This is a genomic window from Paenibacillus sp. MT86, from assembly GCF_058792535.1.
On the sequence record NZ_CM179499.1, the window covers coordinates 2648416 to 2663249 of the forward strand.

Consider the following 14834-nt stretch of genomic DNA (forward strand, 5'->3'; position numbering starts at 1 on the left):
ATGAAAACCCTTACAGAATGAACGGAGCTGATTAATCATGAAATATGCGATCCATTACTCTACCAGAATGAAAGACGTTATTTTGTTTTCCTTTGTCCTTAGCATTATCCTATTTCAGGTAGCCACCTTGACCGAATATTCCTATCCTTTTTTCTTCTATATGCAGATGGCCGTGAATGTCGTTGTCGTTGCGGCACTGGCTATTGAAGGTTATGCGAGATTGGTGAAGCGGGAAGTGAATATTCAGGAGAATTCGGAGACGATTTCGATCAACGGCGTAGAGATTCACGCTGAACAGATCCGCGAAATCAAGGTTTCCGGTTGCCATAAAGCCGCTTTTCAAATTAGCCTCAAGGATAAGAGCGTAAATCCGATGTACTGCTGCTTTAAATTTGAAGAGAAGAATTGTGAAGGCATTCGGAGTCTCACGCGTTGGGCCGAGCAAAATCAGGTTTCCGTGCGCAAGGTCGGACCGCAAACCCGTTCCGGCTTGGTACTCACATCTAACCATTAATCGGCTGTATGTATATTAAGAATAGAAGCATCTGAACCTTGACGAATGGGTTCGGGTGCTTCTTTGTTTTAGTTGTAGAGGAAGGCTGTTTTTCCGGGCATCTGTACCTACGGGAACTGAAAGTTTAACCAATGTTAAGTTTCTGTTTCAATGCAGGTTCATTTCGTCAGATATACTATTTATAACATTGGGTTTGAATATTAAGGAGGTTTGAATATGGTAGATGTTTCTAGATTCCTGTTGAATGGGGAACATCGCAAGCTGTACGAGCTGTTCGGAGAGGATTTGCGTTCACTTGCAACGATCGAACAATTTGAAGCGATGGCAGTGGAGTATACGGCAGGAGTAAAAACGTTCCATATCACGTTGGACGACACGCTCAACCAAATCCGATTGATAAACTGGATGGATGATAGCGGGCAAAAAGGCATTCAAGCGATGATCGATGAAACGGGTACCATTGTAGGGCTTATGCTATCGCCTATTGAGAGATTTCCTGAATCGGATGCCAAGCAAACCGTCACGGTTTTCCGAGCTCCGTTTAAGGGGAAATGGTATGTGTTCTGGGGCGGCGAGAATGTTACGGATAATTACCATTACGCAGAGGAAAGCCAGCGGTACGCAATAGACGTCATCAAGACGGAGAACGCCATGTCCTATGAAGGAGATCCAGCCAAGAATGAGAGTTACTTCGCGTTTGGAGAGGAGATTCTTGCTGGTGCCCGCGGGAAGGTGGTGGGTATCGAGAATAACATCAGGGACAATGAGCCTGTGGGTGAGACCAACGAAACCAAGCCCGTCGGCAACTATGTCATCATCGATCATGGACATTCAGAATATAGCCTATATGCACATTTAAAGCAGGGATCGGTATGCGTGAAGGAAGGCTCTGAGGTCGAAGCAGGGGATCTGATAGGTCTATGCGGAAATTCCGGCAACTCAACCGAAGCGCATTTGCATTTTCAAGTGTCGGATCATCCGGATTTGTTTTGGGTTAATACGAAATCTCTTAATATTAACTGGCTTGGCGATATCAAGGTAAGACGAGGCCAAGTTGTATATGGCGGGGTTTGAACGCTGGATATAACAAAAAGCATGGCCTGAATTCTCAGGTCCATGCTTTTGTTCGATTCATGAATAAGCAAGCATTCTTGTTAAGTTTGTATTTAGCTGCTGCAGCCGCCTCCGCAGCTGCTGCAGGACGAACCGCTGCTGCAAGAGGACCCGCTGCTGCAGGAGGAACCGCCGCCTGATGAACCATCGTTTGACGATCCGTCATGGGAATCCGAGCCGCCTGAGCCGCAAGCCGAAGCATAGGTGCAGGAGGAGCTGCTGTTGTTCTTATGAAGCTCGCGCTCATCCGGGATCATATGATCAGTGAATTGATCCGGTGCATTCCAGGCAAAATAGACGGCCGCTGCCAGGAGCACATCGCTATTCTGAAAGTTGACCCTCTTCTCTTGACGCCCCGGCTCGGTTTGAGCGGTTCTGACCCGATCCTGCAGATCCCGGATCATAGCATCAATGGCCATGCGTGCTGCAGGAATCTTCTCATAGGTCCAGGCATTAAAGCGCTTCTGGCCATGATTCACGGCAAAATGGGGGGAGGTGCAAAGGTCCAGCTCTTCACGCGGCAGCGGGACGCGGAAGAAAGCTCCCCATAGCTTGGCACTGTATTCATGCCAGCCGAATAATTGCACATATACGGTATCGAACCAGGCGCGTTCATTCGGAATCGGCACTTGTTCGGTACCGGTGTTGGGAGCATGGTGAAGCATCCGGCCAAGAAAGCGGTCCGAGAATTGTTGATATTCGTATGTATACATCAGCATTTCATGCCAGACCTCATCGACGTCCTTGCTGAACATCGGTACGCGGTCCAATACGGCGCACATGATAAAGAAACGTTTAAGCTCCTGCCATCTCCATTCATATTCCTGTTCGGACATGTCCGGATGCTCACTCATCACGCGCTGTTTCAGCATGCTCTGATAAGTATCGGGCAGCGCAGCCTCCAGTCTGCCGACAAGCTCGTTTGCCGGGCTTCCGGCCTTGACGATCGGCGGCAGCTCCGGTATTTTCCCTCGCCGAGGCTTATTTCCCTTAGGGACCAGCTGGCTATTTTGTTTTCGTAACGAGCGTTTAACGAAAAAAGAAATAATCCATACATCCACCACGATGAATACAATGAGCAGTATCCAGGTTGTTGAGTTCATACATTCTCCTCCTGTCTATTTTGGTATGCGGAGGCGGGACTATCATTTCTCTCCATGTGTAAATTATTGCAAATGAATCGCAGGTTGGCAATCGAAATTCTGGATTCGGGCATAGCGGCCATAACTTGAATATAGGGTGTTCTTTATGATACATTCCGTGTGTGCCGGAGAGTTGGTTGATCATGAAGGTCTACGATCATATGGGACGGCAATTATGTTTACTTATAGGAGCATACATATGTTAACAGGTTGGAAACTATCTGTAATAGGTATTATTATTGTAGGCATTACAGGCATTATAGCGTCCGTTACCGGTCTGATCGAGCCTGGCCGTGCCGCCGCACTCTTCGTGGTATTCGTGCTTTTTATCGGGGCGCTGGAGCTGCTGGAACGAATGAAGAGCCGCAGGAAGAAGAGGGGAGACATGCGATCTTCCAAGTGAGAATATGAAGACGGCAAGGAGGGAGCTTGTGGATTGGGTAGCCGTACAGCCGTACTACAAAATCAACCGAATCGTGGACGGCATTGAACAACGAACGGAAGAGCAAGGGCGGGAGATGTTCCTGTACGAGGATCGAATCGTAACCAAATACCGGGAGTTTCCGATCCGGCAGGTGTTTGACCTGTCCTATCGGCCGATGGGAGACGGCGGAGGTTTCTTGTACCTGCATACCCAGCAAGGGGTGTATTCGTACACGGTGAAGGAGGATCCGGGGTCCTTCATTTCGGCATTTAAAAATCTCTGAACGAGCATAATTCCAAACAAACCTGGTCTCAGGTCCAGTTCATATCCTCGTCTACAGCACGTTTGCGAAAGCCGCGTTGTCATATAAGCTGATATATATTCCAGGGACGGATTAGGGGGCCAGGGCGTGGATACGCTATTGAATTTTATTGAACAAATCGGGCATTACGCATTATTCCTCGTATTATGCCTGGGATTGGTCGGGCTTCCCGTGCCGAATGAAGTCGTGGCCATGACTGGCGGAGCGTTGGCGGCATCCGGGATATTATCGCCGGCCCCGTCTTTTATCATGACCTTTCTCGGCGTGTGCTCGGGATCGACGGTCGGTTTCATGCTTAGCCGCTTTACCGCCAGCAAGCTGTTAAACCGCGTAGGGGAAAAGTCGAAGATTCGCCAGTTTCTCGATGTATCCGAACGCTTGACCCGCCAATATGGCAATTATGCCATATGCATTAGCGCCTTTTTGCCCATCCTGCGCAATGTTACTCCGTATGCGGTCGGGATGAAGGGAATGCCGTATCGCCGGTTTGCGATCTACTCGTATACCGCGTCCTTGGTGTGGACCACCGGTTATTTTTCTTTGGGCATGTTTGTAGGCGATCAGGTCGTCGATCATATTGGCGTGCTGATTAACCGGTACGGTTATTATGCGGCTGGAATCGTTGCGGCGCTGGCCGTCATCCTGATCATTTCGTGGTGGATGCGAAGAAATAAACGAAGCAAGGAGAATAATGAGATCCAATTTCATGGATAGGCCCACGGATTGGGTTCTGCGTTTGCTTAAGGCTGATCCGGCAAGGTTTCGGGTGAATGGCGAATGATTTTCACGTATTCCCGGGGAGAGAACAAGGGGGCTCCTCCTTGGGAATGCTGCATGTGATATACGCCGTTTGACGGGTTTTCCTGTAGGTAGGCGGACTGCGTGCGTAGATTCATCACGATGGCCGCCGTCAATATCATGAGAAAGACGAAGGCGCAAACTGCCGCTTTTTTGATCATCATGGGAACCACTCCTTTACATACAGTAATTTCCCGAGAGCCTCCACTTCATTCCCCGACATACCCTTTGACAAAGCTTTGATCTCAAGATATACTGATTTTCAGTGTGATTCGAAAAAATACCATATGGTTTTACCTGGAGGAGCCTGCCAACAGCGGGCTCTTTTTGTGTTTTTTTGGACTTATGCCTAAATTATGGGGAAATACTACTAATGAAGGAAAAATCGGACTATAGGAGGAGTAGACTTTGTCTTTGCTGCACATCGCCGTTTTGGCACCTTTTATCGTAGCGCTTGTGGTTATGCTGACCTACAAGCTCATCGGCCGCGTCCACACCGGATGGGTGGTTTTGCCGGTCCCGATTGCCCTGTTCGCCTATTTTTTGGGAGTTATCCCAACCATTCAGGGAGGTGAACAGCTCCAAGCCGTCCTGGAATGGATTCCAAGCGCGGGAATAAACTTTACCGTTTATTTGGATGGATTAAGCTTGATTTTTGCACTATTAATATCCGGCATTGGTTCACTCGTTGTCCTGTACTCTATCTTTTATATGGATAAAAACAAGGAAGCGGTTCACAGATTCTATGTGTACCTGCTTCTGTTCATGGGCGCCATGCTGGGCGTCGTGCTTTCCGATAATTTGATGGTGCTGTACGGCTTCTGGGAACTGACCAGTATCTCGTCCTTCCTGCTGATTGCATTCTGGCATCATCGGGACCGCTCCAGATACGGAGCCTTAAAATCCATGCTCATCACCGTATTCGGCGGACTTGCCATGTTCGCGGGGTTTATCCTGCTTTATGCCATGACGGGCACCTTTAGCGTACGGGAGATCGTCGCCGATGTAGGGAGCATTGCCGGAGATGCGATGTTTATTCCGGCCATGATTCTGATCCTGCTCGGGGCCTTCACCAAGTCCGCGCAATTTCCGTTCCATATCTGGCTGCCGGATGCGATGGAAGCACCGACCCCGGTAAGTGCTTATCTGCACTCCGCGACCATGGTGAAGGCCGGGATCTATTTGGTGGCCAGGTTTAGTCCGGTGTTTGCCGGGCAGGCATCCTGGTTTTGGATCGTAGCGATAACGGGCTTGACCACGCTGATTTACGCTTCGATCCGCGCGATCAAGCAGACGGATCTAAAAGCGCTGCTGGCATTCTCCACCATCAGCCAATTGGGGCTGATCATGAGCTTGCTCGGCCTGGGCTCCGCCGCCGCTTATTATGGAGGCGGCGTGGACACGCTGCTCTACGCGAAAGCGACGACGGCGGCCATCTTTCATCTGATGAATCATGCCATATTCAAAGGCGCCTTGTTTATGGTCGTCGGCATCGTGGATCATGAGACGGGCACCCGGGATCTGCGGAAGCTCGGCGGGCTGATGTCGCTCATGCCGATTACGTTTACCGTGGCGGTCATAGGGGCTTTTTCCATGGCCGGGCTGCCTCCGTTCAACGGATTCTTGAGTAAAGAGATGTTCTTTACGGCGGTCCTTCAGGCCTCTGACATGAATTTCTGGAATGCAGAGACCTGGGGCATACTGATCCCGGTCGTCGCCTGGATTGCCAGCGTGTTTACGTTCCTGTACAGCATGATCCTGGTCTTCAAAACCTTTACCGGACGCTTCCAGCCTGAAAAGCTGGAGAAGAAGCCGCACGAAGCCCCGCTGGGAATGCTGATTCCACCGGTCATTCTGGCATCGCTCGCCATCGTGTTCGGTTTGTTTCCGAACCTGTTGTCCCAAACGCTCATCGAACCGGCGATGGCCGCGATTCATCCAGGGCTGCTCGGGGCGGAGGATCGTTTTCACGTACACATCGAAATGTGGCACGGCTGGACGACGGAGATTTTCATGACCATCGGCATCATAGTTCTCGGTATCGTGCTGTATAAGCTTCACGGCAGAGCTCGAATTTTGAATACATCGCTGATGAAGCGATGGACATGGAACAAGCTGTATGACGGGGGATTGAGAGTCCTAGAAAGAGGCGGCGAAACGCTGACCTCAACCTACATGACAGGCTCTCTCCGTCATTACGTGATGTATATCTTCGTGTTTTTTATAGCCGTTCTTGGCGGGGGGCTTCTGTTGGTCGACAATATCGGTTTTGATAGGACCGCTTACGCGCCGATGTCCTTCTATGAGGCCGTCGCCATACTCGGCCTGGTCATTCCGGTCATCGCGCTGCCGTTCGTCCGGACGCGGTTGATGGCGATCATATTGACCGGTGCTGCCGGTTACATGGTGACTCTGTTCTTCGTCCTGTTCCGGGCGCCGGATTTGGCGCTGACCCAGATGGTCGTCGAGACGGTATCCGTGATGCTGTTCCTGCTCTGTTTCTATCATCTGCCGAAGCTGAAGCGGGAGAAGGTGCCGATGAGCTTGAAATGGAGAAATCTGCTTATTTCGGCAGGCGTCGGTGCTGTCGTGACCTTGATCGCCCTGGCTGCGAGCAGTGGCAGGACTTTCGACTCCATTGCGGATTACTTCATTCAAGAGAGCTATCGCTCCGCTGGCGGCAAAAATATCGTCAACGTCATTCTGGTGGATTTCCGCGGCTTTGATACCCTGCTTGAAATTACGGTTCTGGGCATTGCATCCCTTGGAATTTATGCCTTGATCAAAATCGATTTGGGAGAAGGGATTCTGGGAGAGCGGGATCGTTATGAAGGGGCATATCTGCCCAACAGCAATGATGTCATTCTTCGAACCGTATCCAAGGTGGTTATCTTTATCGTGGTAACCTTCTCCTGGTTCCTGTTCAACTCGGGACACCATGAGCCGGGCGGCGGATTTATCGGAGGACTGATGACCTCTGCGGCACTGGTTCTGTTATCCATGGCTTTCGGCATGGATATGACCCGCAAGATCGTGCCTTTCGAGTTCCGGAAGGTTACGGCGGCGGGACTTGCCATCGCCCTGCTTACAGGGATCGGCTCCTTTGCTTTTAACGCACCGTTCTTAAGTCATTCCTTCGGTTATTTCAACCTGCCGCTGCTCGGGAAAACGGAGCTGGCTACTGCGGTTCTCTTCGACCTCGGCGTTTATTTGGCCGTAGTCGGCGTGACGATGACCATCATCAATTCGATCGGGAGGGATAACTGACCATGGAACTATATATGTCGCTTGCCATCGGAATTATTTTCGCGGTTGGGATCTACCAGATCTTATCCAAGAGCCTGCTGCGGATCATTCTTGGCACTTCGCTGTTAACCCACGGCGTCCATCTGCTGCTGCTCACCATGTCAAGGCTGAAGACCGGGGCTGCGCCGCTGCTTGGCGAGGAGGCTTCCTCTTACGTTGATCCGGTTCCGCAAGCATTGATACTGACGTCCATCGTCATCAGCTTTGGCGTCACGTCGTTCTTTTTCGTACTGGCTTATAAAGCATATCAACGTTTGGGCACGGACAACATGGAGGAGTTAAGGGGGATGGACGATGAATAACGTGATTGTGCTTCCGCTCCTGATTCCTTTGGTTACGGCCGTCATGCTTATTTTCTGTTCCAAATACGTCCGCGCGCAGCGGTGGATCAGCGCGGGTAGTATTCTAATCAACCTGCTTGGCGCCCTGTTCATCGTCAACCAGGTGAGTAACGAAGGCATCCAGACGCTTCATATGGGCGGATGGCAGCCCCCGTACGGGATCGTGTTCGTGGCGGACATGCTGGCGGCACTGCTGGTGCTTACGACGCTGATCGTTGCGGGAGCCTGCCTGTTCTATGCTTTTCGGAGCATCGGGGAAGAGAGAGAGAAGCATTACTTCTATCCCTTTTTTCAATTTCTGCTGGCAGGCGTGATCGGATCGTTTCTGACGGGGGATCTGTTCAACCTGTTTGTCTGCTTTGAGGTCATGCTGATCGCTTCCTATGCGCTGATCGTGCTGGGCGGCACCAAGCGACAGCTGAGAGAAACCTTGAAGTACATGCTGATTAACATTATTTCATCCACCTTGTTTGTTGCAGCCGTAGCTTATTTGTACGGCACGGTCGGCACGCTGAACATGGCGCATCTGTCCCTGCGTGTGGCAGAAGTACAGCAGGACGGAATCTTGTCGGTCATTGGCCTTTTGTTCCTGATCGTATTCGCACTGAAGGCAGGCTTGTTCCTGTTCTTCTGGCTGCCCGGTTCCTACAGCGCACCTCCGGCGGCCGTAACGGCTCTGTTCGGCGCCCTGCTGACGAAGGTCGGGTTATATGCGATTATCCGAACCTTTACGCTGATCTTCCATCACGATACCGGCAACATTCACGCCGTCATCGGCTGGATGGCTGCGGCCACGCTCGTTCTGGGCAGCTTGGGCGCGGTTGCGTATAAGGATCTCGGACGCATCCTGAATTACAACATCATCATTAGCGTGGGCTTCATCGCCTTTGGTGTAGCAGTGGCCTCCTCCGATTCCTTAAACGGAGCCGTGTTCTATTTGATGCATGATATGATCGCTAAGGCGCTGCTCTTTATTCTGGGCGGCATCATCATGGCGAGCGCGGGCGCGAGCAAGCTGAGCGATATGGGCGGCCTGATGAAGCGCCATCCCCTGGTAGGGTGGATGTTCTTCATCGTGGCGCTGGCGCTGGTCGGCATCCCGCCGCTTAGCGGATTTCTTGGCAAAGTCCTTATCGTTCGCGGCGGACTGAGCGAGGGTCATTATGCGCTGACGGGATTGGCGCTGGCATCAAGCCTGGCGGTGCTCTACTCCCTGATCAAAGTGTTTATGGGAGCATTCTGGGGCGAATTCCCAGGGCTTAACGAATCGCGGCCGGTCAGAATCCATCGGACCGCATATGCGGGAGCGATCGGGCTTGCCATCATAGTGATTGTCCTGGGGGTCGGTTCAGAATGGGTATATTCCTATACCTCCCAAGCAGGCGCCGTATTATCCGATCCGTCACTATACATTCATGCCGTATTAAAGGAGTAGTGGATATGGGCCATCAAATCCTGTTAAATATCATCATTGCCATTGTCTGGATGTTCCTGAACAATAACTGGTCTCCCCAGCAATTCATTGTTGGATACCTGATCGGCATCTTGCTCATTTATATGCTGCGGCGCTTCTGGCCGAACGACTTCTATTTGCGCAAGCTGTGGTCCATCCTGATGCTGCTGCTCTTGTTTCTAAGCGAACTGTTTAAATCGAGCGTCACGGTCATCGGTCAGATCATAAGACCGAAGCTGAACGTTCGTCCCGGCATCTTCGCTTACTCCACGGAGCTGAAATCCGATTGGGAGATCACGGTGCTATCGTGCCTGATCTGCTTGACGCCAGGAACGCTTACCCTGGAAGTGTCGCGCGAGGGTCAGACGCTTTATATTCATGCGATGGATATCGAGGACGTCGAAGAGCTGTCGAATCAGATTCGCGGTACCTTCGAACGGGCGATCAAGGAGGTGACCCGCACATGATCCAGAGCATGCTGATTGCTTCGCTGGTGATTTTGTCGCTTGCCATCCTGGGCTGCTTGTATCGCTTGATCAAGGGACCCTCCATGAACGACCGGATCATGTCGCTGGATACGATCGGAATCATCCTGTTGTCCATGATCGCTGTGCTGTGCATGCTCTTCCGCACAACGGTCTATTTCGACATCATATTGCTGATCGGAATTCTAACGTTTATCGGAACGACCGCACTCGCCAGATATATCGAAAGGGGTGACGTCATTGAACGCACAAACGATGAGTCAGATCGGTGAGTTTCTGATTGCGCTGATGGTGCTGCTCGGAGCTTTACTCGGCGCATTGAGCGCATTCGGCCTGATTCGCCTGCCGGATGTGTACATGAGATCCCACGCAGCCACGAAGAGCGCTACCCTTGGCGTCCTCTTTATTCTTGCGGGCGCATTTCTGTATTTCACCTTTTACTTGGAGCATGTCAGCGCGAAGCTGCTGCTGGGGATCGTGTTCGTTTTCATTACGGGTCCGGTTGCCGGCCACTTGAACGGGAGGGCGGCTTACCGGTCTGGGGTATCCATGTGGGAGAAAAGCGTTCATGATGACCTGAAGCCTGCTCTCAAGCGCGAACGTGAACGCATGCGCGATTCCCGGAAGGCCGAACATTCCGAGAAAGGATGACCGCAAACCGTAAACAAGTTCCCGATGAATAATGGAGAAGATGAGATGGGCTTTCCAAGCATATGGGAAGCCCATTTCTGGATTGCATGCCTGGCTCACGAATATCATTCCGTGGTAAAATTGACCAAAACGGGTTCGCGGAGTGATGGGATATCACGCTAGGAAAGCTGATCCTGAACAAGGAGAATGTGTACAGATGGTATTGGATACAGATCAAACGAAATTAAGAGAGCTGTCTTCCTTTCTTGCCCGAATGAATGGGGATCGTCATCATCATGTCGGATATTGCGGCGAACAGGAAGGGGAGATTTATAGCACGCTGCTGGAAGATTTTTCGGAAAATGGCCGGCTGAGCAGCCAGCGATTTACCGTGATCTATGATCAAGATCAGATCGTAGGCGCATTGGGTTTCGATGTGGACGAACAAGAGGGAACTGCTGAGATATGGGGACCTTTTATCGATGGACAAGGCGAGCTTTGGCATCGATTGGCGAAGGAGCTATGGGTTGAAGGAACAACGAAGCTGAATGGTAGCGTATCACGCTATTTCGGATTTTATAATGCAGCTCATCTGTCCGCTGCGAGGTTTATGGAGGACAAAGGGGGAAGAAAGACAGGCGTGCATCATGTACTGAGATTCCAAAAATCCACCTTGTTAACGAATGCCGCGCCTGGATTGCAGGATATCACGCCCGAGTATTGGGATGAGTTCGCGGATCTGCATGGCAAGGCCTTCCCGAATACCTATCTCAGCTCGGAGTCTATTTTGCGGAAGCTGGATGAGGATCACCGGCTCTTCATACTTACGGAAGATGGCCGTTTCGCCGGGTATGTGTATGTGGAGGGAGACCCCGAATTCCAGGAAGGAAGCATAGAGTACATTGCGGTATCCGAACATTTCCGGCGCAAAGGCTATGGCCGGATCCTGCTTGATCAAGCGCTCCATTATTTGTTCCAGGTCCTGCAGCTGGAAGAAATCTCGCTATGCGTGGACCAGGACAATGCAGGGGCGCTCCAGCTGTATCATCGTGCGGGCTTTGAAACGGTGCATAAACTGGCGGCATACGTATTGGAGTGAACATGATGATTTCCAACATAGCACGCCCATAAATAAGAAGACCCTCCCATCCCAGCAATCGGGACCGGCGGGTCTTCTTGTTAAACATCTAACGCTTCTTCTTTTTACTGCTGATGACGACGCTTCCGGGCTGATCATCGTGATGGTAACGGTTTTCCATCTTTTTGCCGGCCAGCCACAACAGCCAGAGGACGACGGCCGCGATAAGAATGCGCCAAGGCTGCTGGATAAAGGCCTGCCAGTCATGTCCGATGAATGCCACCATGAAGATCATCACGGATTTGCCTGCCATAACGGCGATCGTGAACGTTGTAGCCGATACCGTGCTGATGCCGGATGCGATATTGATCAGCGAGGAAGGCGTAAAGGGAAAGCAGTACAGGATGAAGATCGGCGTAAAGCCCTTTTCTTCAATCCAATGGAAGAAACGCTGGGATCCCGGCATTCTTTTTTGTATAAGCAATCCCAGTTTGCCTCCCAGCTTGCGAACAATCCAAAACACCGTGACGGATCCAAGGCAAACGCCGATCCAGGACAGCAGGAATCCCCACCATAAACCATAGGCTGCGGAGTTTCCCATCACCAGGACGATGAGGGGCAGAAAGGGGAGAAACGCCTCTATAAATGGAAGCAAAATACCCGGAATGGGACCCAGCCGCGAGTACTGCTGCAGCCATCCCTGCACTTGATCCATGTCAATTTCTTTCATATGGGTCCACACGTTCTGAAGCCATTCCAACATGATGAGTAAATCCTCTCCCTGCCTGGGGTAAATTATGTATTTTCTCGTCGATCGCGGATGGAATATATTATATCATAACCGGAATCAATATTATAAATTGCAAGTATTGGCCCTGCCTGGTTCCAGTCGATTCGGTCATGCCCTGCAGCGATGGGTCAGGAATAGATCGAAAGGTATATGGGGCGGGACTGTACTCCTTATGTCCAGGGACCCGGTCATGGTCTGAAAGATCCATGTGACATGGTGTGTCAACATTGACACGCCATTCCTTTTTTTAATACAATGGTTCTTCGACAGGCTTTAGCGTGTGAAAAATGATACAAAAGGAGAATGGCATGGTCAAAAATCACAAAAAACTGACAGTCGGCGAAATTCTGAAACGGTTCATCTTTATCACCGTCGGTGCAATTCTGATGGCCGTGGCGCTTGAGATCTTCCTGGTGCCCAACGAAATCATCGATGGTGGAATTACCGGTATTTCCATCGTATTATCATCGATTACGCCCATCAAATTGGGGGTATTCCTGTTTATCATCAACTTACCGTTTCTGTTTATCGGTTACAAGCAGATTGGCAAAACGTTTGCGTTTTCCACGCTGTACGGAATCGTGGTGCTTTCGGTGGCGACAACCTTCCTGCATCATGTAGATCCGTTCACGAACGAGAAGATTTTGGCGGTATTATTCGGCGGATTGGTTCTGGGCCTCGGGGTCGGTCTTGTCATCCGTTACGGCGGTGCGCTTGACGGGACGGAGATCGTAGCCATCCTGCTGTCCAAGAAGCTGCGAATGCCGGTCGGTCAGATCATCATGATCATCAACGTTTTCATATTCATTACCGCAGGGTTTGTATTCGGTGCAGATTCGGCGATGTATTCGATCTTCTCATACTACATAGCGGCAAAAGTGATGGATATTGTGGTAGAGGGCTTGGACGAGTCCAAATCCGTTACGATTATATCCAACGAATATGAGGAAATTTCGAGTGCCATCATGCAGCGTCTGGGACGCAGCACGACCATGATCTATGCTAAGGGCGGATATTCGAAAGAGGACACGCAGATGATTTATTGCGTCATCACCAGGCTGGAGATTGCGAAGCTGAAGACCGTGGTGCAGGAGATAGACAAGAACGCATTTATTTCGATTCAAAATGTCGCGGACGTGCTGGGCGGAAGCATGGCAAAGTCCGATATTCATTAGGGATACGTTTAAGCTATCGTCTTGATATGCTGATTAACGAAGCGGCCCTCTGCAGATAAGTTCTGCAGAGGGCCGCTGTTTTAGTGATCGGCAATCCGCCGATCACTTCCGTACTTCAAAAAACTCGCATTCGTCCCGTTTGTGATAGCCGAGCGAACTGACGCTGGATTGCGTAATGACGGTATCGTCGGTGAAACGGATGACAAGACTCCCTGAATCAATCAAATGATTATCCTTGAAGATGCGTATACGGATCTGCTGCTCCATGACTTCTTGAAAGTCCTGGTCGGTCAATAACGGTCTGACGATCGGCATGGATGACCAACTCCTAACGTAAAAAGGTGGTTTGATTGCGATAACGTCCTATGCTAAAGGGGGATTGGTATGGCATTTGCGGCAGACAGGGAAGTAGGTATCATTCCCGCCGATCAGGATCTGTTCGCCGGCATAGACGGGCTTGCCGTCGATGACGCGAAGGTTCATGATCGCTTTGCGCTCGCAGAACCAGCAGATCGTCTTCATTTCCTCGATTTTATCGGCGTAAATCAGCATCCAGCGGCTGCCTTCAAACAGCTCGTTGCGGAAGTCGTTCTTTAGTCCGAAGCCCATGACAGGCACGTTAAGCTCATCGACGATTCGAACGAGCTGGAGGATGCTGTCCTTGGACAGGAACTGGCATTCGTCAACAAGAACGCAGTAGGGCTTAGGCTGATGATCCTTCACGATCCCGTAGATATCGGTCGTATCGGATATAGGTATCGCTTCACGGCGGAGGCCGATTCGCGACGATACATAACCGACGGCATCCCGGTCATCGAGAGCGGACGTAAAGAGAAGCACCGGTTTGTTCTGTTCTTCGTAGTTATGGGCGACTTTCAAAATCTCGATAGATTTACCACTGTTCATGGAGCCGTACTTGAAAAATAATTGAGCCATGCTTTCGTTCCCTTCCTATAGGTGCAATGTTGCTTTTATAAGCGCAATGGTGCAAATTTCGTTATTCTTACTATATAAGATATGACATGCAGAGTATATTGTCGCATTATTGGGCGGTATTTGTCCATTGCTGGTGTTGAATATATTCTGACAAACCTGTTACCAGGGAACGAAAAAAAGGTTTGACAACCATTACCAGCAGTTGTAATATAACGGCATACCAAATGAATACCAAGATTATCGACCAGATAACTGGAGATATCACGCATAGGAACAAGTACGACGATTGAGCGTACTTTGATCAGCGTGATATCTCTTTTTTTTCAC

The 14834-nt window shown here is 50.5% G+C and carries 18 protein-coding genes; 13 read left to right on the forward strand and 5 right to left on the reverse strand.

Annotation, left to right across the window (positions count from 1 at the left end):
- Positions 1-37: 37 nt before the first annotated feature.
- Positions 38-514: a hypothetical protein gene (locus tag AC3RCL_RS11715; RefSeq protein WP_096774315.1), complete on the forward strand. Its 477-nt coding sequence runs from the start codon at positions 38-40 to the stop codon at positions 512-514.
- Between the two features lie 216 nt (positions 515-730).
- The gene (locus tag AC3RCL_RS11720; RefSeq protein WP_096774314.1) at positions 731-1588 is read left to right on the forward strand and encodes a M23 family metallopeptidase; all 858 of its coding nucleotides are present in this window, start codon (positions 731-733) and stop codon (positions 1586-1588) included.
- Between the two features lie 92 nt (positions 1589-1680).
- Here the strand turns inward: AC3RCL_RS11720 and AC3RCL_RS11725 are convergent, their stop codons facing one another.
- Positions 1681-2730: a UCP032817 domain-containing protein gene (locus AC3RCL_RS11725; RefSeq protein WP_192571421.1), complete on the reverse strand. Its 1050-nt coding sequence runs from the start codon at positions 2728-2730 to the stop codon at positions 1681-1683.
- Positions 2731-2968: 238 nt separating this feature from the next.
- On the opposite strand from AC3RCL_RS11725, the gene AC3RCL_RS11730 reads away from it, so the two are divergent.
- The 3 genes from AC3RCL_RS11730 (at position 2969) to AC3RCL_RS11740 (ending at position 4229) form a co-directional block, all read left to right on the forward strand.
- Complete coding sequence (locus AC3RCL_RS11730; protein ID WP_492535416.1) at positions 2969-3172, forward strand: hypothetical protein; 204 nt, start codon at positions 2969-2971, stop codon at positions 3170-3172.
- Between the two features lie 28 nt (positions 3173-3200).
- Positions 3201-3476, forward strand: coding sequence for a hypothetical protein (locus AC3RCL_RS11735; protein WP_096774311.1), 276 nt, complete (start codon positions 3201-3203; stop codon positions 3474-3476).
- 126 nt (positions 3477-3602) lie between these two features.
- The gene (locus AC3RCL_RS11740) at positions 3603-4229 is read left to right on the forward strand and encodes a DedA family protein (protein ID WP_096774310.1); all 627 of its coding nucleotides are present in this window, start codon (positions 3603-3605) and stop codon (positions 4227-4229) included.
- Positions 4230-4255: 26 nt separating this feature from the next.
- Here the strand turns inward: AC3RCL_RS11740 and AC3RCL_RS11745 are convergent, their stop codons facing one another.
- Entirely contained in the window at positions 4256-4477 is a 222-nt protein-coding gene (locus AC3RCL_RS11745; protein WP_375120196.1) for a hypothetical protein, read from the reverse strand.
- Positions 4478-4721: 244 nt separating this feature from the next.
- On the opposite strand from AC3RCL_RS11745, the gene AC3RCL_RS11750 reads away from it, so the two are divergent.
- From AC3RCL_RS11750 to AC3RCL_RS11780, 7 genes are all read left to right on the forward strand, one after another.
- The gene (locus AC3RCL_RS11750; RefSeq protein WP_492535417.1) at positions 4722-7580 is read left to right on the forward strand and encodes a Na+/H+ antiporter subunit A; all 2859 of its coding nucleotides are present in this window, start codon (positions 4722-4724) and stop codon (positions 7578-7580) included.
- Between the two features lie 2 nt (positions 7581-7582).
- Positions 7583-7921, forward strand: coding sequence for a Na(+)/H(+) antiporter subunit C (locus AC3RCL_RS11755; RefSeq protein ID WP_096774307.1), 339 nt, complete (start codon positions 7583-7585; stop codon positions 7919-7921).
- Complete coding sequence (locus AC3RCL_RS11760) at positions 7914-9395, forward strand: Na+/H+ antiporter subunit D (protein WP_492535418.1); 1482 nt, start codon at positions 7914-7916, stop codon at positions 9393-9395. The genes AC3RCL_RS11755 and AC3RCL_RS11760 overlap by 8 nt, the downstream gene beginning before the upstream one ends.
- Before the next feature lie 5 nt (positions 9396-9400).
- Positions 9401-9880: a Na+/H+ antiporter subunit E gene (locus AC3RCL_RS11765; protein ID WP_015736054.1), complete on the forward strand. Its 480-nt coding sequence runs from the start codon at positions 9401-9403 to the stop codon at positions 9878-9880.
- Entirely contained in the window at positions 9877-10170 is a 294-nt protein-coding gene (locus AC3RCL_RS11770; RefSeq protein ID WP_009592424.1) for a Na(+)/H(+) antiporter subunit F1, read from the forward strand. Before AC3RCL_RS11765 ends, AC3RCL_RS11770 begins: the two co-directional genes overlap by 4 nt.
- Positions 10154-10549, forward strand: a complete 396-nt coding sequence (gene mnhG / locus AC3RCL_RS11775; protein WP_015736053.1) for a monovalent cation/H(+) antiporter subunit G — start codon at positions 10154-10156, stop codon at positions 10547-10549. The genes AC3RCL_RS11770 and mnhG overlap by 17 nt, the downstream gene beginning before the upstream one ends.
- 196 nt (positions 10550-10745) lie before the next feature.
- Positions 10746-11627 carry a GNAT family N-acetyltransferase gene (locus AC3RCL_RS11780; protein WP_492535419.1) on the forward strand — a complete coding sequence of 294 codons (882 nt, stop codon included), beginning with the start codon at positions 10746-10748 and terminating at the stop codon, positions 11625-11627.
- 88 nt (positions 11628-11715) lie between these two features.
- On the opposite strand, the gene AC3RCL_RS11785 is transcribed toward AC3RCL_RS11780, so the two are convergent.
- Positions 11716-12369, reverse strand: coding sequence for a TVP38/TMEM64 family protein (locus AC3RCL_RS11785; RefSeq protein WP_213579069.1), 654 nt, complete (start codon positions 12367-12369; stop codon positions 11716-11718).
- Positions 12370-12704: 335 nt separating this feature from the next.
- Here AC3RCL_RS11785 and AC3RCL_RS11790 point away from each other — a divergent pair, with 335 nt between their 5' ends.
- Entirely contained in the window at positions 12705-13571 is an 867-nt protein-coding gene (locus AC3RCL_RS11790; protein ID WP_009592439.1) for a YitT family protein, read from the forward strand.
- Positions 13572-13673: 102 nt separating this feature from the next.
- Here AC3RCL_RS11790 and AC3RCL_RS11795 read toward each other — a convergent pair whose 3' ends face one another.
- On the reverse strand, positions 13674-13886 hold the full coding sequence (locus AC3RCL_RS11795; RefSeq protein ID WP_009592426.1) for a hypothetical protein: 213 nt from the start codon (positions 13884-13886) through the stop codon (positions 13674-13676).
- Between the two features lie 48 nt (positions 13887-13934).
- Positions 13935-14507 (reverse strand): thymidine kinase, encoded by a 573-nt coding sequence (locus AC3RCL_RS11800; RefSeq protein ID WP_036661246.1) that lies wholly within the window; start codon positions 14505-14507, stop codon positions 13935-13937.
- Positions 14508-14834: the final 327 nt, after the last annotated feature.